We start from the raw sequence: 24,236 nt of genomic DNA on the forward strand, positions 1-24,236 counted from the left end.
CTCTGCCCGGCGGGGCCGGTCCGCCGGGTTCAGTCCAGCGGCTCGGCCAGCCGGGCCAGATCGGCCTCCAGGAGCCCGGTCAGGAACGCCCTGGTCCGGGCCGCCTCGTCCGGCGCGTGCCCGCGCGGGGCGGGTTCGGTGAACATGATCAGGTACAGGTAGAGCCGGTAGAGCGCGAGCCTGCGCAGCAGCCCGGGGGAGAAGTCGACGCGGCCCCCGGCCTCGCGGTAGCCCGCCAGGAGCGCGGTGTCGTCGCGGACGTCGCCGAAGAGCGCCAGGGACACCAGTTCGGCCGCCGGGTCGCCCCAGAAGGCGCGCTCGGCGTCCACGATCCCGCTGAGGCGGGGCGCGCCCCCGCCGTCGCCGGTTCCGGTGAGCAGGACGTTGCCGTCCCACAGGTCGAAGTGGGTGAGCACCGGCGTGCGCACCGGGGCCAGGTGCACGAGGTCGGCCGAGACCAGCCGCAGGATCCGCGCGCCGCCGCCGGGCAGCGCGACCGAGAACCGGTCGGCGTCGGCCACCACCGCCTCCGCCATCGCGCCGAAGGCCTCCGGCCAGGTGGGCGCGCTCAGCGCGTTCCGCCCCGGGTAGCCGAACCCGTCACCGGTGACGGTGTGCAGCGCCGCCACGGCCCTCCCCAGTTCCCGGCGGACCCCGGCGGTCCGCTCCGGCCCCAGGTCGGCGCGGACCGCGTCCAGGGGGACCCCGGGCAGGTGGCTGAGGAACAGGTACGCGCGGCCCGGATCCCCGGGAACCGCGCCCAGGTGCAGCACCTCGGGCACGAGCGGGCCGCACACGGGCCGTGCCCGCTCGTGGACCAGGGCCTCGGTGGCGGTGACGCCGTGCTCGTAGGTGAGCCGGGGCCGGTCGGAAGGAGGAGCGAGCTTGAGCACCGACCGGCGGCCGTCGGCCGGGACCACGCGGTGCACGGAGTTGTAGGTGCCGCCGGTGAGCACCGCGCGTTCGCGCACGCGGGCACCGTCGCCGAAGGCCGCGCGCACGAGCGCGTCCATGAGGGTGTCGTCGGGGTCGGCGGCGGGGGCGGGGGCGGGGAGCGGCATGCCCGCACCCTAGTCCTGCCGGGCCCCACCCCGCGGGACGGTCCGGTTGGCTCGCGGCCGCCTCCGCGCCGAAACCACCGCTGGGGACCGGAAGGCCACCGGAGCGAAACCCCTCACGTCACATCGGCAACATTTCTGGTCGACGCTCCCTAACGGCCCTTCGGAGGAGACGTGCACCTTCGCGCGGACGTCGTCCGAGGTCGCCCCCGGGGGCCCGGACGGTCCGGCGGTTCCGGCGGCCGCGAGCGACCGCGTCCCCCGTCCCCCGAGGTTTCGCCGGGGCCGAACGGGATAGCCGGGATAGCACCCGGCCGCGTGCGGCGGCCGAAGAACGAGGGGACACCGACCATGGGCGCATCATCGGGCGCGGGCCGCGCACTGCTGCTGGGGCTGGCCGCGGGGTCGCGGAGCACGCTCGGGGGTGCGCCGCTGTGGCACTCGGCGGGGAGGGGCAAACGCGCGCTCATGGCGCTGGCCGCGCTCGGGGAGTTCTCCGGGGACAAGCTCCCCGGCATCCCCAGCCGCACAGCCGCGCCGAGCCTGACGGCCAGGGTGGTGAGCGCGGGCACCGGCGGCGCCCTGCTGGCCCGGGGAGCGGGCACGTCGACCGTCTTGGCGACCGTCCTCGCCGCCGCGGCCGCGCCGGTCGGCACCCTGGCGGGGGTGGGGTGGCGACGGTACTGGGGCGGTACGGGCCGTCCGGCCTGGATCGGCGGCGTCGTGGAGGACGCCTGCGCGCTCGCCCTGGCGCGCACCGCCTGCAGGGGGCTGCCCGCGGACGGCTCCGCCCGCCGCTGAGGGACCGAGACCGGGAACCCGCGGCTGAGGGGCGCGCGCCCCGGCCGCGGCCCGCGTGACGCCCGGCCGTTCCCGGCGCGCACTCCGGTCCCCTTCCGCCCGGCGTCGGACCGGACCCGGCTCCCGATCCGGCCGCACTCCGTTTGCGGTCGGGTCGAATCCGACATCAAGACCGGTCACACCCCACACGTCACGAACCCGGAACCGGCACCGGGCCGCCGCGGCGGGTTTGCTGCGCCGACGGCACGGTTATGGTCCAGAACACACCGCTGTTCCGGGAACGGGCGGATGGTCTGGAGCGTTGGGGTACCTCTGGGGAGGTTCCGCGAACCCTCCGGACGAACCCTTTCGAACACCACAATCTGAGGACATCTGTGACCGGGCAGCCCACTCCATCCAAGGCCGAGACCGCTTCGGCCCCACCGCAGGACGACGAGAGCGCGCGGGCGGGGCGCTTCGTCATCCCCCTGCTCCTGGTCTCGGCGTTCGTGGTGATCCTGAACGAGACGATCATGGGCGTGGCGCTGCCCGCGCTCAACCGGGACCTCGGCATCTCCGTCTCCACCGGACAGTGGCTGACCTCGGCCTTCATGCTCGTGATGGCCGTGGTGATCCCCGCTACCGGCTTCCTGCTCCAGCGCTTCCACGTGCGCCAGGTGTTCATCACCGCGATGAGCCTGTTCAGCGTCGGCACGCTGCTGTGCTTCCTGGCCCCCGGCTTCGGCTTCCTGCTCGTGGGCCGCGTGGTCCAGGCGGCGGGAACGGCGATCATGATGCCGCTGCTCATGACCACCGTGCTGAACACGGTCCCCTCTGATCGACGCGGCCGCACCATGGGCAACATCTCCATCGTCATGTCGGTCGCGCCCGCCGTCGGCCCGACCCTGGCGGGCCTCATCCTCAGCGTGCTCGACTGGCGGTGGATGTTCGGCCTCGTCCTGCCCATCGCGATCATGGGCCTGGTCCTGGGCGCCCTCTTCATCCGCAACGTCACCGAGCCGCGCACCGCCAGCATCGACGTCCTCTCGCTCCTGGTGTCGGCGGTGGCCTTCGGCGGGCTCGTCTACGGTTTCTCAGGCCTGGGCGAGGGCGCGGCCACAGCCGTGGTCCCGCCCTTCGCCTCGATCGGGGCGGGCGCCGTCGCGCTGGTGCTGTTCGTGTGGCGCCAGCTGCGCCTCCAGCGCCGCGACCGCGCCCTGCTGGACCTGCGGGTGTTCGGCTCCAGGCAGTTCTGCGTCTCGATCGGCCTGGTCGTGATCAGCTTCATGGCCCTGTTCGGCACCCTCATCCTGCTGCCGGTCTACATGCAGAACGTCCTGGGCCACGACACGCTCGTCACCGGCCTGGCCCTGCTGCCCGGCGGTCTGGTCATGGGCCTGCTCGCCCCGGTGGTCGGCCGCCTCTACGACCGCGTCGGCCCGCGCCCCCTGGTCATCCCGGGCTCGGCGCTGGTGTCCCTGGTGCTGTGGGGCATGACCCTGCTCGACGCCCAGACGCCGGTCGGCTTCGTCATCGCCGCCCACATGGCGCTCAGCGTCGGCCTCGGCTTCATGTTCACCCCGCTGCTCACCGGCGCGCTGGGTTCGCTGCGGCCCGAGCTGTACTCGCACGGCAGCGCCGTGGTCGGCACCGTCCAGCAGGTCGCGGGCGCGGCCGGCACGGCGATCTTCGTCGCGATCATGTCCGGCACGTCGGCGGGCCTGCTCACCGACGGGCTCACCGAGGTCGACGCCCAGGCGGGCGGCGTCCACGCGGCCTTCCTGGTCGGCGCGGTGGTCTCAGTCGTGGCCTTCGCACTGACCTTCCTCGTGCGGCGCTCGCAGGCCGCCGCCCCGGAGGGCGGCGCTCCCACCCCGGCCCACTAGGCAGTGTTCTTTGGACCTCCGCTCCGCTCCGGTACGTGTTCGGGCGCCCTTCGATGCGGGAACCTTCGGCGCCTGCGACGGGTTCGCCCGTTCCCCGCGGACCCGTCTCCGGCGCCTCCAGAACCCCGTGGGCGCCCGAACCGACCCCCACGAGCCGAGACCGGTTCAAAAGACGGATCTTGGGGGCCGCGGGGCCCGTGAGGGCCGTGGACACAAGACAGGAGGGGCGTCGGGGGACCGGTCCTAGCGGACCGGCTCCTCGGCGCCCCTCGCCGGTTTCATGCCCTGCGCGCGGACGGCCGCCCCCTCCCGGCCACGGCGTCCGGGGCCGCGCCGCCGCTCAGTCGGCGGCCAGGACGCGCTCGAAGGAGCGTTCACCGGCCTGCGAGGAGGCCACGGGGTGGTACGCCGCCGTGTTGACGTGGGTCTCGGTGACCTCGACACCGGTCACCCGCGCGCCCGCCGCCCGGTCCCCGCCGTCCAGCAGGTCCTGGGCGACCCTGCCCAGCATCACGGCGACGGCCTCCACCGTCGGGTAGGGCAGGTCGCGGGCGTAGCGCTCGGTGTCGCCGGGCGAGGCCGCCCCGAACCGGTAGACCTTGCTGCCGTGCTCCGCCAGGACCGCGGCCAGCGGGTCCCCGGCACCGAGCATGGCCCCGTGGTCGAGATGGGTGTCGACGAAGGCGCGCAGCGCCTTCTTGAAGGCGCCGAACTCCACGACGGTGCCGTCCTCGCCCAGGGCGGGGGCGCTCACGCTGACCTCGGCCCACCAGGAGTGGCCGTGCAGGTTCATGCACTTCCCGCTCAGGTGGGGGAGCCGGTGGGCCGTCTCGAAGTTGTGCCGGACTCGGATGCGGTGCGTCATCGGGACTCTCCTTCGCGTACGCGGTCGGGTCGGGTGCCCCGGCGTCCGAGAGGGCGTGGCGCCGGGCCGGGCGGGTGAGGCGCCGAGCGCACCGCACGCGGCCGTCCGGGCGGCGGGTCCGGCTCCGGCCGGGCGGCTCGGGTACGGCGGAGCGGGGTCGGCACCGACGGTGGTCCGAAAGCCGGCGGGCCGGCCATTTCCATGACACGTGCGCTCGTGCCGCCCCGGTTTCGTCCTTCGCACCGACGACTGACACGATGACATCTCCTCGCTGCTCCCGGGAAAACCATAGTTGATTATCCGGCGCAGCAGGAGGGGTGTTCGGGATCGTTTTTCCGTTGGGTTCCGTCCCGCCCTCTTCGAATATCACAATGTCGGGAAAAATCGTACGAACGGAAATTCGGGGTGAAAGGTCCGAGTTAGCCTGACGGGGCCCGCGCGGCTCCGCGGACGTGTAGCGCGAGGTCAGGAACGTCCCCTGCAGTGTGTCGGCGCCGGCCTCCGAAGGCGCCCGGGGCGCTGTCCACCCGCGGTACGGTGGCTCCGCAGGGCGCACGTCCTTCGCGGAGAAGGGGACCGGGGCTCCTGGTTCCCGGATTTTCGCAAGGGGCGGAACCCCCTTTTCCGGTCGCGCAGGAACGCCGGACAGGCCTGGGCCGGGGCCGTGTCGCGGGGACCGGCCGCTCCCGTGGGGGCGGCTGAGCGCGTCGGCGGGAGAGCCGGTCGCGTCGGTGCGTGTGTCGCAAGGTCATGCTGGATGACGTTGAATGACACACAAAAGGCTGTTTTATGACCTGTTCTCATGACGGTCAGAGGCTTTCGTGCCGGTCCTCCCCGGGCGCCTTTTATTTTTCCTGGAGGGGTGGAGATCGTTTCCACGGGAATGTACTCTGGTGGCGTCTTAGCGGTTTCGCTGTAATGCTCCTGGGGTCATCTTTTCGAGGGTGAATTCCAGGAGGCGGTAGATCCTGTTGTCCATGAGAGCGGCTTCGTACACCCGGCCACAGCCGACACGGTCCGGATAGGCGTACGGCGAACACGGGCTCCGGCGGACGGGAACGCCGACGCCCACCGATCTCCGCGCCTGCCCTCCTCGACCCCGGGACGGCGCGGCCCAGCACGCCCGCACCGACCGCGGCGGCCGACACACCGGGCCGGGACGGCCGCCGCCCCGCCCGCCGTCGGGCGGGAGCCCGTCCCGGGGCACCGACCCCTGACGGCGCGCACGGGGCTGCCCGGCGACGGCGCACCCCGCACGCCCCCTCCCCACGACCACGGAAGGTGATTCGGACATGGCACGAGCACGAACTCGAACGCCGGTACCCGGCAACGCGCGCGAGGGGGCCGGCGACCCTTCACGGCTGTCCCTGGACCGACTCCTGGAGCACGACGCCCTGGGGCCCGCGGACCCCATGCCCACGCGGTACCGGGGGCCGCGGACCGTGACCGGCGACGGGTGGGTGGAGTTCGCGACCCGGCTGGAGCGCGGTGAGGAGCTCGCCCTCATCCGGAGCCTCACGGCAGCCAACCGCCGCGTGCTCGACGTCGGCGGCGGAATCGGGGAGATGGCGCGCACCGTCGCGGCGAGGACGGGCTCCTGCACGGCCATCGAGCCCCACCCCCAGTTGGTGGAGGCGATCCGCGACGAGGCCACCCGCGGTGTGGTGGACGTCCGCGCCGGAACCGCGGAGGACATCCCCTTCCCCGACGACTCGTTCGACGCCGTCTACAGCGCCTGGGTCCTCCAGTACGTCGAGGACGTCGAACGGGCCGTCGCGGAGATGGTCCGGGTCTGCGACCCGGACGACCCGGAGTCCAAGATCGTGCTGTTCGCCGCGGGGTCGGGCAACGAGCTCATGAGACTGGTCAACGAGGTCTGCGTGCCGATCGCCGAGGAGCCCTACGACCATCACGGTTACCTGCTGACGCAGGCCGCCCGTGCGCTCGCCGCCCGGGGCTTCGGCGACTTCTCCCTGCACCGCGCCGAGTCCTCGATCCGGTTCGACGGGGAGGAACCGGCCGAGCGGGCCGCGACCGCGGCGGCCGTCCTGACCGGGTTCTGGTACGAGCGGCACCCCAGGGCCGAGGAGATCAGGAGCGCGCTGGAGTCCGCCCTGACCCGCCACTTCGCGCTCAGGCCCCACGCGATCGGCGACCAGGCAGCGGTCCTGGTCGCCCGACCGGGGGCCTGACCCCGGTGACCGGGCCGTCGCGGCACGTCCGCCGACGTGCACCGGTCCGGGGCGGCCGGACCGTCTCCGAGGCCAGTTCCCCCCGAAGACGAGGATGAGGATGCCCGAGCCCCGGACACGGCGCAGCGGGATCGTGGGCAGGTCCGAACCGCTCGCGAGGCTGCTCTCGGCCCGTCGGCACAGCCGCCGTACGGGGCTCACCTGTCACGTGGTGACGGGAGAGCCCGGTGTGGGGCGGACCACCCTGCTCTCCCTGGTGTGCCGCCCCGCGCCGTCCCGCATCGGACCCGCGGTGCACATCGCGTGCTCCCGGCACGCGAACCGCCTGGTCACCGCCCTCACCGACGCCCTCGGCCTGGCCGCCGACCGACACCCCGCCGAGGAGGGGGAGGAAGGGGGTACCACCGCTCCGCCCCGAGCCAGGGGAGCGGGAGGCGGGCCGACCGGCCTCCGGGAGCTGGTGGAGGCGCTGACCCGGGACGCCCCCCTGGTGATCGCGCTGGACGACGTCGACCAGGCGGGGCCCGAGTCACTGGTGCGGTTGCGGGGCGTCCTGCGCGACGTCGCCCACCTCCCCGTGACGCTCGTCGCCTCGGCCCGGAGCGGAGAACCGGCCGCGGCGCCGACCGAACTCGCCGATCTGCTCTCCGGCGCCCGCACCATCACCCTGCGCGGGCTGTCGGAGCAGGAGACCGGCGCGCTGATGCGCGACCGGCTGGGCCGCCGGTTCGACGCGGACCTCGTCACGGCCTCCCACGAGATCACCGTCGGCAACCCGTTCCTGACCCGAGCCCTGTGCGACTGGATCCGGGCCCGCGAGTCCCCGGTGCGCTCACCGTCCGAGCTGCGAAGCGCCGCGCTCCCCTTTGTGGCCGACGCGATGATCGGCCGGGCGAACCGCTTCCACCCCCGGACCCGGGCGGTGGCCGAGGCGGTCGTGGTCGCGACGGCCTCCGGCCAGGCAGACCCCGCTCTGGTCGCGCACCTGAGCGGAACCGGACTCGCGGAGACGCTGGCCGCGCTCGACCTCCTGGCGCGGATGCGCCTGGTCACCGACGACCACGCGGTGACGCTGCGCCACCCGCTGCTCCACACCGCGCTGCTCGGCTCCATGACCGTGATGAGCCGCAACGCGGCGCACCTGGCCGCCGCGGACTTCCTGCGCCGCAGGCCCGGCGCGGAGCGGCGGGTGGCCCGCCACCTCACGGAGTCGACGGTGCCCCTGGACGCCCCGTGGTCGTCCGCCGCCCTGATCACGGCCGCGCGGCTCCCCGACACGACCGCGCGGGACCGCGTGCGCTACCTGGAGCACGCCGTCCAGTCCGGGGGAACGGGCGCGTGGCCCGGTGTCGCCCCTGAACTCGCGGCCGCCCGGATCGCGCTCGACCGGCGGGGCGGCCTGCGCGCCACGGTGGAGGCGCTCGGTCGCACCACCGACGCCGCGGTCCGTCGCCGCCTGCTCGGCCTGATCGGCGCGACGCTCTGCGAGGGCGAACGCGGCGACGACGCGTCCGCCGTCCTGCGGACGGTCGGGGAGGCCGTCGCCGGAACGGAGCGGGAGGCCTGGCCGAGGACCTTCCTCGCCCACGGTCGCTCCCTGCCGCCGGAGCCGACGGCCGCCCAGTCGGCCGAAGGGGCTCCCGGCTCCGCCGACGTGCCGCGCTCTCCCGCCGCCACGGCCGTCAGCGCCTTCTCCTCCTACCTCGTGGGCGGGCCGCCGTCGGCCGCGCTCGCAGACGCGAGGCGGGCCCTGGACCACGGCCTCGACGAGCTCCTGCTCCAACCGCCCGCCCTGCCCGCCGCCCTGTCCGTGCTGGTCGGCTGTGGTCACCAGGCGGAGGCGTCCACGCGTCGGCGCTCGCTCGTCGCCGATCCGGACCGGCTGCCCCGCTGGGTGCGCACGGCGGTCCGGCTCACCGAGGCGACGGGGTCCTACGCCGCGGGCGACCTGTCCGCGGCCCGGCACGCGCTCACGAAACAGCTCTCGGAACTGCCCGCCCACGGTGGTCAGGGCTACAGCGGGTTCCGGACCCGCCTCGTCGGCCTCCTGGCCAACGTCCACCTCGACCTGGGCGACCCGGAGGCGGCGGAGGCGCTGCTGCGCCGACACCACCACGACGGCCACCCGCCGACGGCGTGGCACGACGCCGACCTGCCACTCGCCCGAGCGCGGCTGAGGATCAGGGCGGGCGCCCTGTCCCAGGGGCTCGAGGACCTGTTGGAGGTCGTCCGACGCCGGGACGCGGCGGGGGTCCGGGGGCCGGGCACGCTCTGCTGGCGGAGCGAGGGCGCCCTCCTCTTGGCCAAGGCGGGCGCCCGTGACGAGGCGGTGCGCGACGCCCGCCGCCAGGTGGAGTTCGCGGAGGCGACCGGTTCGCCGCAGGAGCGGGCCCGCGCGCTGCGGGTGTGGGGCGCGCTCGCCCGGGAGCCCGCTTCGGCGGAGGCGCTGAGCTCGGCGGTGGACCTGCTCGAGGGCACCGGACACGACCTCGAAACCGCGCGGACCACGGCGGAGCTGGGCACGGTGCTGGCGCGGATGGGCCGCCACGGGGAGGCCGTGGCGGCCCTTAGCCGTTCGGCCGGTCTGGCCGCCGCACAGGGCGCGCGCGACCTCGCCGACCGGGTACGGCTCCAGTTGGTGGCCTTGGAGGCGTGCACCTCACACGACGTCTCCGTGCGGGGCATCCTCGCCCTGACCCCTCGCGAACGACAGATCCTCATCGACGCGCTGCTCGGCCAGGCCAACAAGACGATCGCCGGCCGTCGGCACATCACCCGTCGCACGGTGGAGCTGCACCTGTCGAGCGCCTACCGCAAGCTGGGCATCTCCGGCAGGGGGGAGTTCGGCAAGATCCTCGGCAGCCCCGGAAGGTGGGAGATCCTGGTCGGCGGGGGTTGAACGGGGCCCGGGACTGCGGTGGGGCGCGCGAACACTTCGGTCGCCGTCCGTGATGCCACGCCGACGTGCGCGCACGAGAGTGGACCACAGGACGGGCGTCCCGACCGGGGCGCTGACTGCCGGATCGCCCCCATGCGTGAACGGAGACGCCGATGCGAGGACAGGACACACCGCGAGACGAGACCGAGGGCGACCCCTTCACCGTGGTCGTGGTGTTCTCAGGCGGGATGGACTCCACGACGCTGCTCGCCCACTTCGCCGCGTTGCGGTTCCGGCTGGTCGCCGTGACGGTGGAGTACGGGCAGCGGCACGGGAAGGAGGTCGACGCGGCCCGGGCCGTCGCCCGCCACTACGGCGCGGAGCACCACGTTCTGGGAGTCACGGGTTTCGGGCCCCTGCTCAGGGGCTCGGCCCTCACCGACGCCCGGGTGGACGTGCCAGACGGGCACTACGCGGAGGAGTCCATGCGCGACACCGTCGTCCCGAACCGGAACGCCGTGCTGGCCAACCTCGCGGCTTCGGTGGCGGTGGCCGGACGGGCGGGCACCGTGGCCCTGGGCATGCACTCCGGCGACCACTTCGTGTATCCGGACTGCCGTCCCGCCTTCGTCGACGCGCTGCGCCACCTGGTGGGTGTGGCCAACGAGGGGTTCGCCGCGCCGCGCGTGGAGGCCCCCTTCATGACATGGTCCAAGGCCGACATCGCACGGCACGGGATGCGCCTCGGCGCGCCCCTGGAACGCAGCTGGTCCTGCTACAAGGGGGGCGACATCCACTGCGGCACGTGCGGGACCTGCTACGAGCGCCGCGAGGCCTTCCAGGAGGCCGGTCTCCCCGACCCCACCGAGTACCTCGACGGCGTCACGCACTTCTCGGCACCCTGATCCCGGATATCTCGGTGACCACCGTGATGCGCTCCGTGCCCGCCGCGGCGAACCTGGGAACAAGGGGGTCGACCCGTCGGCCCCGGGCATCCCCGAACGGTCCGCCCCCTCGGCGGGTCACCGCACCGGCCGTCCCGGCCCCGCCCGTCGGCCCCACCGCTCGCACGGCCACGGGTGCGTCGCGCAACCGGCGCGCTCCCGCGACTGGCGGGCTTCGGGCGGGGCGGGGCGTGGGCCGCGAGCGCGGTTACGGGATGCGAAGCGAAAGGAGGTGAGGCCGTGGGAACGCCGAGTCTTGTAGTGAACGAGATATTCGGCCCTACTTGAACCATCCAGGGAGAAGGGCCTTCACTCGGGCGCCGTTGCGCCTTCGTGCGGCTGGGCGGGTGCAACCTTTCCTGTCGTTGGTGCGACACGCCCTACACCTGGGACTGGACCGGTCTGGGCGACACCAAGGTCGCCTACGACCCCAAGGAAGAGCTGAGAGCGGTCCCCTACCAGCAGGTCCGTGACCGCCTGGTCGCCTACGAGGTTCCCCTGGTAGTCGTGTCCGGCGGTGAACCGCTGAACCAGCAGGCCAGGCTCCGTCCGCTGGTGCGGGACCTGCGGGACTCGGGTCACGACATCGAGGTCGAGACCAACGGGACGATCATCCCCGAACCCCGTCTGGCGGAGCTGGTCAGGTTCAACGTGTCACCGAAACTGGCCCACTCGGGGGACCCTGAGGACAGACGCATCGTCGGACCGGCCCTGGCGGCCCTCGCCGCGGTGCCGGGAACCGCCTTCAAGTTCGTCTGCCGTACCGAGGCCGACCTCGACGAGGTCGGGACGCTCGTCGAACGGTACGGCATCGGACCGGTCTGGGTGATGCCGGAAGGGCGGACCCGGGCGGCACTGGACACGTCCCTCGTCCGGCTGCGGGATCCCGTCATGGCCCGCGGCTGGAATCTGACCACCAGACTGCACATCATGCTGTGGGGCGATCGGAGAGGTGTATGACGCTGGCAGACCTACCCCATGACTCCGCCGTGCGCGATCCGTTGGAGGACGTGGCGCGGCAGCTCCTCATCGAGATCGGTGAGGACCCGGACCGCAGTGGGCTGCGGGACACCCCGCAGCGCTTCGCCCGATGGTGGAGGGAGTTCAGCGACTACCAGGCCGGCCGGGTCGAGACCAGTTTCCCGCTGCACACCGACGGACAGATCGTCATGGTTTCCGACGTCACCGTGTGGTCGCTGTGCGAACACCATCTCCTGCCCTTCTCGTGCGTGCTCACCATCGCGTACCGGCCGGACGAACGCGTGCTGGGGTTGTCCAAGTTCGCCCGGATCGCCCATCGCCACGCGCACCGCCTCCAGGTCCAGGAACGCCTGGTACGCGACATCGCCGAGGAGGTATCCAAGGTGGCCCACACGAACGACGTGGCCGTCATCGGTCGCGGCGAGCACCTGTGCATGTCCATGCGGGGCATCCGGACCCCGGCCCTCATGACCTGCTCGGCCTTCGACGGGATCTTCCGCGACTACGGTCCGCCCCGCGACGAGCTGGTCAGGATCGCCCTGTCCGGGAACTGACCGCCGCGTCCATCCGCCGTTCGGCCGGAGCGGTGCCGGGGCAGTCCCCGGGCGCTCGGCCGCCGCACCTGGGGACCCTACGACGTTCCACCCGCCGCCCCGACGGCTGCCCGGGCCCGTGCCCGGTCCGGGCGGCGGGGCGTGTCGGACTCGGGTGGGGCGGCATCGAGACTCCTCGGGGTGGTTCCGAGCGCCCCTGGGAGACACCTGGACCGACATACCAGGGAAATACTGAAACCCGACGTCTGCGCGCCAAGAGTTCCGTGTGACAGGCGTTTCCCGGATGGAGCCCGTCCGGTTGGGTGCTGCGCAACGTCCTTCGGGGGCCTCTCCGGGGCATCCCCGGAGGACGTCTCGCCCGGCGACCGCGCACACGGCTCAGGGCGGCGCCAGACGCCCTCCAGAGCGGTTCCGGGACGCTGTGGCGGGTCCCCGTCCTCGTCCTGGCAGGGGGCGGGGCGAGACGCAGCCCGGAGAACTGTCTACGCCAGGTGCGTCAGTCGACGCCAGGAACGCAACAGGAACCGTACGCGGGCGGGTTCGGTGGATTTCTCGGCTACGTGCGGGGCGCGCAGTTCCTCCAGACCCGCCGCACGGGACTCGGGGCGTCGGCGTCCGCCCCCGTCCCCCGGGGTCGTCGACCCTTCCGGCACAGGACCGGAGCGCCTCCAGCCGCAGGGTGTCGGCCATCCCGTCCTCCCGGCCGCACGTCTACCCGGGTTCGGGGAGGCGTCCGTTCTCCTCGGCCGGTCCCCGGTCCGTCATCTCCATCAGGAACACGGCGGTCTCGTCGTCCGTGTTCGGTACGGGCGCCGACCGGTCCGGAACCGGCCGCGGACGGTCCCGTCTCGGGACCGGAGGACTCCTCATCGGTCACCGGTCGGCTCCGGAGGGGCGGGGCTGCGTGTTCAGGGCGCTGTGGAACGCTTCCAGGAGCGAGTCCGCCGCGGGCCGCGCTCCCGGTCGCGTCGTCGTGCCCCCTCCGTCGGGCGCGGTCGGGGTCTCCCGGGGCGTGAGGCCGAACACCGGGCTGAGCTGGCTCCCCAGCGGTGCGCTGGAGTCGGGGCGGGGCGCCGCCGGCGGGGAGCCGGGCGGGGTGATACCTGCCAGGTGGGCGGCGGTGGCGTTGGTCGCGGTGGTCCAGGCGGTGACGGCGTCGTTGTAGGCGCCCAGGGCAGTGCGGTAGGCGGTGACCTGGTTTTCGTAGGCGGTGCGGGCGCCGTCGAGGGCCGCGCGGTTCGCGGGGGCGGGGTCGGCGGCGTGGGCCCTGTGCGCGTCGAGGTAGGCCTTGACCAGCGCGGGGAGTCCGGCGCGCTGCTCGGTGTAGGCGGCCTCGGCGTCGGCCATGGCCTTGGCGGCGTCGTACTCGGCGGTGATGGGCGCGTCGGCGGCGTCGGCCTGCTCGGTGGTCAGGACGCCCAGGGCGACGGCGTCGCTCCTGGAGATCCAGGCACTGGTCCTGTTGGTGTGGTGGGAGGTGAACTGCCGGGGGGCGGTGCCGCCGAAGGACGTCTTCTCGTCGGTGCGCGCGCCGGTCGTCCAGGTGGTGTCGAACTCCACCAGGTAGGCCGTACCGAGCCGCTGGCGCTCCATGTCGGAGGGCTCCGCGCTGGCCAGGCCGTCGCCCGTGGGCGAGTCGCCGGTGATGGTGCGGGCCGTGATCCCTCCGGAGCCCGTCAGCTGGGCGGTGCGGTCGCTGTCGTCGGGGTCCACGGTGTGGTGGCCGGTGGGCCGGAAAGCCGCGGTGGCGGTGGCGCCGCCGCCCTGGGAGCGGCTGTGGGAGACGCTCCGCCCCTCGGCCTCCTTGTGGACGAGCCGGGCGTCGGGGCGCGCGGTGACGATACGGGCGCCGCTGAAGTCGGGGGTGGCGGCGACACGCCACTGGGTGCGCCCGATCCGCAGGATGTCGGTGCCGGAGGGGCGGCCCAGGCTGTGCGAGAGGAGGCCCTTGAGGGCCACGGGGTTGAGCGAGTTGTCGATCGGTGTGTAGCGGGGGTCGAGTGCGAGGTGGTCGGCGATGTGGCGGCGGGCGTCGTCGGTCGTCCTGGCGTGGTGGGCGCGGAGGCGGTCGAGCTGCTCGGCGGTCGGGCTCGCCCCGAAGTCGGGTGCGGCCGGGGGCGTCCAGCCCAGCGACGCGGCGACGGTCCGCAGCGCTGTGTCGCGCAGGTCGGGGCCGTGGACGGCGGTGGGCATGATGACGGCGTCGCGCAGCGCGTCCGGCGGCGGGGTGAGCTCCCCGGTGGCGGTGGTGACGGCGCTCGCGAGGGTGTCGCCCGCGCGGGGGCCGACGGTGGGAGGCGCGGGCACCGTGTCCAGCGGTGCGGCGGGCGGCGCGGGCGGGCTGAAGTCCAGCGACGAACCCAGGTGGAAGGTGCGTACCCGTCCTCCGTCCGCCGTCGCCGTCTCCACGACCGGCGGCTTGTGCTCCAGGTACGGCGCCCTCTCTCCCCGTCTGACCCCCGCGGTGGGCACGAGCCCGTCGCCGTCGACCTCGATGGTCAGGGTCAGGGACGCGTCCTCCGTCATCTTCACGTAGGGGCCGGAGGACTCCATCACGATGGTGTGGGTGGTCTCCGAGGACGAGGACGACCCCGCCGACGCGTTCCGGGTGCCGCTGGCCCCCGCGGCGGGCGAGGCGAAGAGGAGGCTGCTGTCCGACGGCCGGTCACTGCCGCCGTTCATGCCGCTGGGCTGCCAGGGGACGAAGTCCAGGCCCGTGGTGTGCGAGGTCGGCCGGAAATCCTGGTGCGAGTGCTCGGCCTGCCAGGAGTGGGTCTCCACGGTGGCGGCGGCCGAGGTGACGTAGTCGACCCGGGGGTTGGTCCTGTCCAACTCCACCAGGACCCGTGCGGGCTTGGAGAAGTGGGCGTTGCGGTCCGTCGACACGACGTTGACGGGGATCGGCGGGAGCGCGTCGGTCGCGGTCCCCAACTGCTCGGAGAGGGTCACGAGCAGGCGCTCCTTGCCCCCGCGGCTGAGGGTGAGCCCGTGGGTGCGCAGCCTCGTCTCCAACGCGTCCACGGCGCGTGCCGGGTCGACGGGGAGGGTCTGCCTGCCCGCGCTGTCGAATCCGGCGCGGACGCGGGCGTGGGGCGGTGGTGCGGGGTTGGTCTGGGTCGAGGGTTCGGGTGCGCCGTCGTCCCCGTGGGTCACGGCGTCGGTGATGATGCCGGCCTGCTCGGCGTCGCGGGCGGTGATGTAGCCCGAGACGAGGTCGGCGACCCGGGCCTTCCACCCGGCGTACCTGTGGGTCCACCAGTTGGGGAGGTTGAGGCCGCGGTGCTTCTTGAACTCCCACGCCTGCGCGATCGCGCCCTCGGCGGTGAAGGCGTAGACGGCCGCCGCCTTGGGCAGCAGGAGGAGCCCCGAGGCGGAGGAGACCCCCGAGTCCGTGGTCTCGCCTCGGCGGAGGAAACTCCTGTTGTGGGAGGGACCGGCCATGGGGACGATGCCGTCGGCGGTGGACCGGTCCGCGCCGGATTCGGCCCCGCCCTCCTCGATGGAGTTGGTGGTCCCGCCGGCGAAGCCCGTGAACCGGCCGAAGAAGCCGCTGATCCTGGTGACGGCGGCGGACGCCGTCGACGACGTCTCGGCCTGGACGGTGACCTGTGCCTTGGTCAGCCTCAGGTCGGTGATCTCGCCGACCGTGACCTTGGTGACCCCGGTGGCCCGCATGTCGTTGGGGGACAACCAGGTGCCCCGCATCTCGATCCGCCTGCGGCGGCCCGATTCCGAGAAGGACGCGGGATCGGAGGCCACGGCGGTGGGGGACATGAGGTTGGAGAGGAGGGCCGATCCGCCGACGCCGTCCAGGAAGGAGGAGAGCTTCATCCGCCCCCCGTCCGACCAGAACCGGCGCGGACGGGAGAACACGTCGAGGGTGCGGCGCAGGAGGTTGCGGCCCGGTCCCGTGTCGCCCGCCTCCCGGAGCAGGGGGTTGACGTGCTCGATGATCGCGCCGTGGTCCAGAAGGACACGCGTGTTGTCGGTCGGCGGGCCTGCGGGGGCCTCCCCCTCCGCCCCGGAGGTCCGCGGGGCCTCTCCGGCCGGTGCGGTCCCGGTCCCGTCCCCGGTCCCCGGGGCGTCATCCCCGGGGGAACCGCGGTGCCCCGGGCGGGGGTCGAGCATCTCCCGCGCTTCTTCGGGGGTCAGCTCCGGCCGCTCCCGGTCGGCCCGGTCCGGTTCCGGCCGCGCGGAGACCAGGTTGTCGCCGACGGTGGTGGGCGTGACCACGGAGTAGGCGGCCTTGATGGGCCGGTCCAGCAGGTCCGTCCCCCGGCTGGTGCCGTCGGCCTGCTCCTCGGCGTCGTGGTCGTGCAGGCGGGCGCTGAGGACCACCTCGCCGCTCCACCGGTCAGAGCCCTCGGGGAAGAACAGGCGGGCGTCGGACTTGTGCTCCAGGCCGTACGCCGCGTCGAAGTGGTCGACCCTGTTCCAGCCCGCAGAGGCCATGAAACCGCCGAGCAGCCGGGCGAACCCGCGGGCGTCGCCCTCGGCCGATCGCACCATGCCCGCGCCCGCGGACGCGGCGAGTGTGAACGCGCTCCCGATCGCGGACTCGGTGGCGGCCGAAGCGGTGCCGCGCACCCGGAGACCCGTCTCGGCGGTGCTCCTCCCGTCGTGGGACAGCCGTCCGAACTCCGCGTGCAGCCGGACGGTGACCGTGTTCGGGCGGAGGAACTCCCGCAGCCTCGCCATCAGGGTCGGGTCCACCGTCGCCGACTCCCGGAGCCGGACGGGCAGGCCCTCCCCGGGGCGGGCGAGCCTTTCGAGGTCGTCCTTGCCCAGGGTGCTCTGGAGGGTGTCCCGCACCAGCATCGTGTTCTTGTAGGCGGTGTCGTAGGAGCGGCGGAACCCCCAGCGCTCACGGAACGAACGCTCGAAGTAGGAGGCGCCCTCCCGTCCGGGCCTGCGGGCGTAGGTGTCCCGGTCGCGGACCAGCTCCGGGATGACCAGGCCCGGGTGCTCCCGCGCGATACCGGCCAGCACGTCGTCCAGGTACCGCTCCAGGACGCCGCGCCGGTCGTCCGACGTGACCGGGGGTGTCGGATCACCGGTCCCCCCGGTGGCGTCGGAGCCCCCGTCGTCCCCGGCCCCGACGCCGCCCCGGCCGACCGACCGCTCACCGCCGCTCCCGTCGCGCGGGGCGGGACCGCTCCACTCCAGGCCGAGGAAGTGGGACCCGCGGAAGTGGACGGGGTTGTCGGCGTCCAGGTGCGGGAAGGGCGGGCGCCGCTCGTCCCCGCCCCCGTCGTCGGCGGGCTCCTCGCCCCGTGCCGCCCGGTCCAGCCGGCCCGCGGTCTCGCCGGGGAGCAGCTCCACACCGGTGACGGTGAAGTGGTGGGGTTCCGCTTCGCCCTGGACGTGAACGGACAGGTCGTGGGAAGCCTGGTAGGCGGCGAACTTCTCCGTGGAGGAGACGTAGCGGCTGAGGGACCGGTGCTCGCCCGAGCCGGAGGCGTTGTGGCTCTCGGAGTGGAGCGACTGCCACCAGGTGGCCTCCACATGGGGGGCGTTGACACGCAGGGTCCCTCCGGAGGGGAGCTCGGCCACCAGGCCGAAACCGGTTCCCCCCGTCAGGGTGAAGCTCGTGTTGCGGCTCTGGGTGAGGCTGGTGCCGTCCTTGATGCTCTCCTTGAAGGTCGCGTCGTCGATCAGCGGGCTGTGGTCCTTGATCCGGTAGTCGCGCGGCCTCGCGGAGAACTCCATCATCACCTCGCCCAGACGCGGGTGTGAGGCGCTCACGGTGACCGGCCCCCGGTCCAGGTGGGGGAGGTACTCCTGGAAGGAGTCGTTGTCGAGGACGTGCCGGATCTCGTGCTGCCACCGCGCGATGTCCTGGCCGGTGCCCGGCCCGGTGAGGTCCTTCATCCACTGGACCGCGGTGTTCGCGCTGGTCGCCTCCCTGTTCAGCCGGTAGGCGTCGGAAACCAGGTAGTCGGCGATCCAGGAGCCCAGGTCGGTGTGCGCCGGGTTTCGTTCGGCCGGGGCGTTCGGCGTGATGCTGTGGACGGCGATGGGCAGGCCGCCCGTCGGGCCGAGGTTGCGGTGCCGGCGCCCGGGGCCGTCCCCTTCACCGGCGCCCCGGGTGAGGTCGATGTGCTCCGGCATCCCGTCGGGCCGCCCCTGGGTCTCGCCGGCCAGGGTGAACACCATGCCGTCACGGATCACCGAGGAGCCGACGGGGAGGTCCACGGCGGGCGGAGGGGCCCCGCCGGTGTCCCTGCCTCTGGTGTCGCCCGCGGCGGGCGCCCTCCCGGCCCCTTCGGGCTGTGCGGTCACCTCGGCCCACACCCGCAGGTCGTTGGCGTAGAACTCGGGCTTGGCGAAGGTCGTGTACTCGATCTTGGAGGCGGCGGTGGTCGTCCCGCCGTGGGACGCCGCGCGCTGCCCGCGGGAGAAGCTGCCGCCGGCCGTCACCCACGGTCCCGCCGCGGACCCGGTGACGTCGCCGAGCAGCAGCGGGCTTCCCGTGAAACGCGCCGCGAGGATACGGCGCGGGTCGTAGGAGGACGAGCCCCCGGTGGTGGCGGAGCGGCTGCGCTCCTCCTCCCGGGACTCCAGGGGTGATCCCGACTTCCGGTGCTCCACGTCCAGGTGCCGGTACCCGGCGGGGTCCTCGGAGGCCAGCGAGACCCGCACGGTCCAGGACCTGGGGTCGGCGCCGTCGGTCCCGGGGTCGGTGACGGTGATCTCCCGGCCCCCGGGCGCGAAGAAGGCGGACATCCCGTGTTCGTGCGCCACCCGGTTCAGGGCCGTGTCGACCAGCTGGGGCAGGCCGGGCGGCGGGTCGGTGATCCGCTGTCCGACGATGCCCGCGACCGCTTGGTGGACCGCCCTGGTGAACAGGCGGTCGGGGCCGCTCAGCCGCGAGGTGACGAGGTAGTCCAGGTCGTACCGGGCGTCCGTCTTCGCGCGCAGGCGGGACGCCGACGGGAGGTCTCGGGGGAGCAGCGCCTCGGCCCGGTCGGCAGAGAGCACGGTGTCCTGAGCGTGGCGCCGGGCGTCGGCGAGGTCCTGCGCGGTGCGTCCGAGCAGGTCGCGGGCGCCTACCACCAGTGCGTCCGTCCGCCGCAGGTCCGTCTCGACCCGCACGGCCGCCGGGTGGGCGCTGTCCGGGGCCGAGAGCAGCGCGGCGGACACCCGGCCCAGGGAGTCCAGTGCGGCGGTGGTGTCGGCCACGCGCGCGGGCCCGGCGAAGGCCTCCGCGCCGGTACGCGCCCGCAGCGCGGCGTCCGCGGCCTCCCGCGCCTCACCGACGGCGTCGGCGAGGCGCCGGGCCGCGTCCCCGGCCTCCTGCGACCGGCGGGGGCGCGCGGTGTCGGCCAGGGCCGCGGCCCGGACGGCCTCCTCCGCCCGCGCGAGCCGGTTCCGCGCGATTCCGGAGCGCCGGTAGGCGTCGTCGGCCGCCATCCGGGTACCGGCGGAGTCGGACGCCGCCCGGTGCGCGGCGGCGGTGAGGGCTTCGACGGCCGCGGTGGTCGAGTCGTGGCGTGCGGTGGCGGCCTCCTCCGCGCGCGCCCGGGCCTCGGTCCGCTGCCGGTCCGCCCGGTCGCGGCCGGACCGGACGGCCGCCTCGTCGTCGGCGGCGGTGCGGTGGGCGTCCGTGCCGGGGACGGCCGCCCGGGTGAGCCGCTCGGCCAGCGCGACCGACGCGGCGGTCCGACCGGCGAACCCCTCCGCCTGGTCCGCGGCCAGCCGCACCGATCCGGCTCCGTCGGCGGCGGTGTCCCGTTCCCGGGCGGCCTGCTCCGCCTCGGTGACGGCGGACGCCGTGTCGTCCGCGTCGGCCGCGTCCCGCGCCGCCCGCGCCCCCCGCTCGGCTGCCTCGCGCGTGACGCGCAGGGCGTTGGCGGCTCCGGTGGCGGCACGCTCCGCCGCGGCCGCGGTCCGCTCGGCTTCCCCGGCGACACGACGGGAGACCGCGGTCAGGGCACCGTCCGAGGCCGATTCGGCGTCGCGGAGCGCGGCGTCGGCGTCCCGCGCGTGGCGCTCCGCTCCGTCCCGAAGCCGCACCGTCTCCTCGTGGCGGCTCCGGACGGCGGCCTCGGCGCCGACGGCGGCGCGGTGGGCCTCCGTGCCCGGAACCGTCCCCCCGACCGCCTGTTCGGCGCGCTCGAGGGCGGCGGACGTCCCGCGTGCGGCCTCGACGGCCAGGCGCGCCGCGTCCCGTGCCGCTCCGGCCGCGCGGGCGGTCTCCTCGCGCGCCCGGGCGGCCTGTTCGGCGGCGGTCACGGCGTCCGCGGTCCCGGTGGCGGCGTCGGCCGCCGTCCGGGCCGCCGCGGACACCCGGTCCGCCGCCGCGCGTGCCAACCCCAGTGCGTTCTCGGCCGTTCCCCTGGACCGCTCCGCCACGGTCTCGGCCTCGGAGGGGGAGAGCGGGGTCGGCGGGTCCTCGGTGTCCCCCTCCCCCGCGCGCGTTCCCGGGTTCCCGGTCCGGTCCGGCGTGGACGTCTCCCCGGTTCGTCCTTCCGAGGCGGGTGGGTCTGCGTCCCCCTCCAGCAGCGCCGTGTTGACGGTCGTCACCGGGGTCGGTCCGCCGTAGGGGAAGGGACCCCTGTCCGCGGGGTCTCGCATCGCGTGGCGGACGTAGTCCGTCGTGAGCCGTCCGCCCGGGAGCCAGAGCCGGGCGCGCACCGGGTCGTGGCGGTCCCGGAGGTTGCGTTCGACGCCCCGCAGGAGTGTGGCGGCGTCCTCGGCCTTGTCCGCCGGGAAGGCGTCCGGATCGGCGGGTGCCCGCAGGTTCGCCGGGTCGGACAGGGTGAAGACCAGCCCGAGCGCCAGGCTGCGGGCCCTGCGTACGGAGGGGTTCTGCGGGGCGCCGTCGTCGGGGCGAGGGGAGAGCAGGTTCTGGATGTCCGCGCTCACCGCCCGGGCACGCGCGACGTCCCCGTCACCCAGGTGCCGTCGGGCCTGTGCGACCAGGTCAGCGGCGCGTTCGGCGCGTGCGTCCGCGGGGCCGGCGGCGGGGGCCGACTCGCCGCCGTCCGTCTCCGGGGGCGCGGTCCCGGGCGCGGCCTCCTCGGACGGTGCGGGCCCGGTGCCGGAACGGGCCGGGGGAGCACCGCCGCCGCCCTGCCCGAGTCCGGTTCCGGATTCCCCGCCCGTGCCGGTGTCCCCGTTCCTCCCGGTGGCGTCGCGGCGGTCCGCCGAGGGCTCGGCCGCCCCGGGCGTGGGCGCTTGCGGTTCGGTGCGCACGACCGCCGGGGCGGGTCCCTCCGAGGGGGCGGAAACGTTGGGAGCGGGCCCCGCCGGACCGCCCTCGGTCACGGGGAAGGCCAGGAGGCCGGGCCCGGAGGCCTGGCCCGGGATGTCGGGCAGGCCCTCCGGGGCCTTCGCGTCCTTCACCACCGGGTGAGGGGCGTCGGCCCCGGGCGGTGCGTCCTCGGCGTCCGGCCAAGCGGTGTCCAGGCTCGACGTGTCGGACGCGGCGTCGTCGAACAGCGACGACGTGTCGGAGTCCCCGCCGAGGGAGGAGTTGTCGTCGGCGTCGTCCCGGAGGCCCGGGGCGCCGCCGGCGGGGTTCAGCGAGGCGTCGAACGAGTACGGGGGCGCGCTCCCGTCCCGGTCCGTGGTGGAGGGGGTGTCCGACCGCGGCGCGGGGGGCGCGTTCGTCCCCGACCGTTCGGCTTCGGAGGGGGCCGGTCGGGGGCGGACGGATGCGCTCTCCGCCGGCGGGGCCGCGGTCTCCCGGATGTTGGCCGGGGCGGAGGGCTCCGCGGTGACGGGGGCGGGGGAGTCGTTCCGCTCGGGGCCGCTCTTTCCGGCGGGGGCCGGTTCCGGACCGGACCGCGCCGTCTCCTGCGCTCCCGGGCGGGAGGGCTGGCCCGCCTCGCCGGACGGACGGCCGGGGGGAGCCGCGCCCTGCGGCGGTGCGGCGCGGTCGGCGCCGGTCGGGGGCGTCACGGCGGCCGGGTGCGGCGGAGGGAGCTCGGTTCCCTCCTCGTGCGGGGGTGCCGGGGTCCGGTCACGGGAAGTCCCGGCGCCTGTGGCGTCATGGCCACCGGTGGACGGGCCGGAGGCGCCCGCGCGACGGTGCGCGTCGGTGTGGCCCGCCGCCCCGTCCGGGTCGGTGTTCCGCGGAGCCCGGGCGGTCGGGGCCTCCGGTGTTCCGGCGACCCCCTCGGAAGGGTTCCCGGCCCCGTGCGCGTCCGCGTCGTCGGCCCCGTCCGGGGCGTGGTCCCGCTGCCTTCGGGCCGCAGGGGCGTCCTGGTCTCCGGCTGCCGGGGAACCGCCGGGGCGGTGCGCGTCCGCGCCGCTCTCCGGCGCCCGCACCATCACCCTGCGCGAGTGGTCTCCGCCATCCTGCGCGGGGGCGGGTCCATCGACGGTGAGGGGCGGTACGACGGTGGTATCGGGGCCGCCGACGGGCGTCGGCCTCCCGCCCCCGCCGCCGTCGCCGGTGGCGGGCCGCACCGGGGGAGCCCCGCCCCGGGCCGGGTCCTCCCGGGCAAGCCGCTCCGGCTCCGGGGGCGGGGGAAGGACGGGGGGTTGGAGGACGCCGTCGGGGCCGCTGAGCGCGTCGATGCCCGCCAGCGCCGAGTCGGTGGTCAGCTGGTGGGTCGTGTTCATGGTCGCGCCGGACGTGGCGGACCAGGGGGTGAAGACGAACCCCTGGCCGCTGGCGAGATTGCCCAGGCCCTCGCTGAGGGAGCCCTCCGCGGCCCCGGTTCCAGCGCCCAGTCCCAGGCTCCGGAGGTAGGGCAGGAAACCCCGCGCGCTCTGGTGCAGTGCCCCGGCGAGGTCTCGCGGGACGTCGGACAGGTGCTCGCGCAGGGGCGCGGGCAGTCTGTCGCCGATCGTCCGGGAGAGCTGGGAGCCCAGGTCGGCGCCGCCCCACGAGCGGATCAGGGTCTCGGCGTAGTCGTCGCCCAGCCGCCGTGCCTGGTCGACTCCTATGCGTTCGGCGAAGGAGCGCTGGAACACGTCCGCCGTCTCCGCGCGGAACGCGTTCTGTTCGACCGCGTTGTCCCAGGAGCGTGCCCCGGTGGGGGAGTTGGGGTGGAAGGGGACCAGCATCTCGTCCCGGTGGCGGGTGAAGAGGTCGGCGAGGTCGTCGTTGAGCGTGCCCGGCGGGAGCGCGGGGTCCGGCACGCCGTTCCTCACCGGCGGCGGGGGTACGGGGGTCGGCAGGCCGCGCAGGTCGTCGATGCCGCGGGCGAAGGCTTTCGCGAAACCGCTGTTGACGAACGCCCCGACGCCCCCGGAGATGCCGGCGGAGACGAGACCCTCGATCACGGCCCCCACGTGCGCGTCGTGCGCCAGGCGCTTGTTGAACCCGTCCCGGTCGCCGTTGGCGATCTGGACGCGCTGGATCAGCGCGCCGAAGCTCGCGAAGACCTGGCTGACGACCTGGTGGCTGGGAACGGTGACGAGGAACCAGGCGATGAGCCGCTGGATGGCCAGGCTCCGGATCGCCTTGAAGACGGGGATCCACTTCAGGGAGGCGCCGAAGGTGAACTTGGCCGCCGCGATGGCCCAGGTGATCTCGGCGATGAGCTGGGCCACCTGGACCCAGACCATCGCGACCATGTAGTCGACGTTCGCCGCCGCCTTGCGCAGCTCGGCCGAGAGCATGCGGCTCGTGCTCGCCGCGTTGCCGATGTAGTCCCTGTCGCCGCTGGTGAAGGCGGACAGGGAGCGGTTGTAGTAGTCGGAGGCCGCTCCGCCGAAGTGCCTCCGAACGTTGGTGCGCGTCGTGTCCATGACGTCGGAGAGCTCGTGCAGTCGCTTGTCGAGGAGCTCGTAGACCTCCGAGGCGGCGCGCATGGCCGGTGCGCTGGCCCTGGGGAGGTCGATCCCCAGCAACACCTTGACGGAGTCGTGTGCTGCGTCACCCATTTTCTGGGGGTCAAACAGCATGAACGCCCCCTTTCCTCACCACACGTATCCGAAGCGACGGCAAAGGTAACAACAGCGCGCCGAGCCGTGGAATCCTCCCCCTTGTTTCGAGGTGTTGCGCAGTTATGGTCGCGGTATTTTGTTGCGCCTGTGTTTCTGATTTTTTCCGATCGGGTTCCGGACGTGGAAGGGGGTGTCTCCTGTGTATAGTCACGACTCTGCGGGTTGCATTCTCCTCGGTCGGTGCGGTACCTGTT

10 protein-coding genes are annotated in these 24,236 nt (G+C 74.2%); 7 read left to right on the forward strand and 3 right to left on the reverse strand.

The genetic code is table 11. The features are described 5' to 3' along the window. Nucleotides 1-29: 29 nt before the first annotated feature. Nucleotides 30-1,061: a phosphotransferase family protein gene (locus KGD83_RS13400; protein ID WP_212644080.1), complete on the reverse strand. Its 1,032-nt coding sequence runs from the start codon at nt 1,059-1,061 to the stop codon at nt 30-32. 348 nt (nt 1,062-1,409) lie between these two features. Between KGD83_RS13400 and KGD83_RS13405 the strand changes: the two genes are divergently transcribed. Both KGD83_RS13405 and KGD83_RS13410 read left to right on the forward strand, forming a co-directional pair. Beyond that, entirely contained in the window at nt 1,410-1,859 is a 450-nt protein-coding gene (locus KGD83_RS13405; RefSeq protein WP_212644081.1) for a hypothetical protein, read from the forward strand. Nucleotides 1,860-2,233: 374 nt separating this feature from the next. Next, nucleotides 2,234-3,724, forward strand: a complete 1,491-nt coding sequence (locus tag KGD83_RS13410) for an MDR family MFS transporter (protein WP_212644082.1) — start codon at nt 2,234-2,236, stop codon at nt 3,722-3,724. Nucleotides 3,725-4,064: 340 nt separating this feature from the next. Here KGD83_RS13410 and KGD83_RS13415 read toward each other — a convergent pair whose 3' ends face one another. Continuing rightward, entirely contained in the window at nt 4,065-4,589 is a 525-nt protein-coding gene (locus KGD83_RS13415) for a 6-pyruvoyl trahydropterin synthase family protein (RefSeq protein ID WP_212644083.1), read from the reverse strand. Between the two features lie 1,292 nt (nt 4,590-5,881). Here KGD83_RS13415 and KGD83_RS13420 point away from each other — a divergent pair. From KGD83_RS13420 to folE, 5 genes are all read left to right on the forward strand, one after another. After that, entirely contained in the window at nt 5,882-6,781 is a 900-nt protein-coding gene (locus tag KGD83_RS13420; protein ID WP_249352331.1) for a class I SAM-dependent methyltransferase, read from the forward strand. Nucleotides 6,782-6,881: 100 nt separating this feature from the next. Then, nucleotides 6,882-9,680, forward strand: a complete 2,799-nt coding sequence (locus tag KGD83_RS13425) for an AAA family ATPase (RefSeq protein ID WP_212644084.1) — start codon at nt 6,882-6,884, stop codon at nt 9,678-9,680. 152 nt (nt 9,681-9,832) lie between these two features. Beyond that, a complete protein-coding gene (gene queC, locus KGD83_RS13430; RefSeq protein ID WP_212644085.1) occupies nt 9,833-10,564 on the forward strand; it encodes a 7-cyano-7-deazaguanine synthase QueC in 732 nt (243 codons plus the stop codon). 330 nt (nt 10,565-10,894) lie between these two features. Continuing rightward, nucleotides 10,895-11,563, forward strand: coding sequence for a 7-carboxy-7-deazaguanine synthase QueE (locus tag KGD83_RS13435; protein WP_256448867.1), 669 nt, complete (start codon nt 10,895-10,897; stop codon nt 11,561-11,563). Then, nucleotides 11,560-12,138, forward strand: coding sequence for a GTP cyclohydrolase I (folE, locus tag KGD83_RS13440; RefSeq protein WP_212644086.1), 579 nt, complete (start codon nt 11,560-11,562; stop codon nt 12,136-12,138). The genes KGD83_RS13435 and folE overlap by 4 nt, the downstream gene beginning before the upstream one ends. An 873-nt stretch (nt 12,139-13,011) precedes the next feature. Here the strand turns inward: folE and KGD83_RS13445 are convergent. Then, nucleotides 13,012-23,979: a hypothetical protein gene (locus tag KGD83_RS13445; protein ID WP_212644087.1), complete on the reverse strand. Its 10,968-nt coding sequence runs from the start codon at nt 23,977-23,979 to the stop codon at nt 13,012-13,014. Nucleotides 23,980-24,236 lie beyond the last annotated feature (257 nt).

The sequence above is a fragment of the Nocardiopsis akebiae genome (genome assembly GCF_018316795.1).
Lineage (GTDB): Bacteria > Actinomycetota > Actinomycetes > Streptosporangiales > Streptosporangiaceae > Nocardiopsis > Nocardiopsis dassonvillei.

Excerpts from the sequence above, each read along its gene's own strand:
- KGD83_RS13400 (WP_212644080.1), bottom strand. The coding sequence starts at position 1,061 with ATGCCGCTCCCCGCCCCCGCCCCCGCCGCCGACCCCGACGACACCCTC.
- KGD83_RS13405 (WP_212644081.1), top strand. The coding sequence starts at position 1,410 with ATGGGCGCATCATCGGGCGCGGGCCGCGCACTGCTGCTGGGGCTGGCC.
- KGD83_RS13415 (WP_212644083.1), bottom strand. The coding sequence starts at position 4,589 with ATGACGCACCGCATCCGAGTCCGGCACAACTTCGAGACGGCCCACCGG.
- KGD83_RS13420 (WP_249352331.1), top strand. The coding sequence starts at position 5,882 with ATGGCACGAGCACGAACTCGAACGCCGGTACCCGGCAACGCGCGCGAG.
- KGD83_RS13425 (WP_212644084.1), top strand. The coding sequence starts at position 6,882 with ATGCCCGAGCCCCGGACACGGCGCAGCGGGATCGTGGGCAGGTCCGAA.
- queC (WP_212644085.1), top strand. The coding sequence starts at position 9,833 with ATGCGAGGACAGGACACACCGCGAGACGAGACCGAGGGCGACCCCTTC.
- folE (WP_212644086.1), top strand. The coding sequence starts at position 11,560 with ATGACGCTGGCAGACCTACCCCATGACTCCGCCGTGCGCGATCCGTTG.
- KGD83_RS13445 (WP_212644087.1), bottom strand. The coding sequence starts at position 23,979 with ATGGGTGACGCAGCACACGACTCCGTCAAGGTGTTGCTGGGGATCGAC.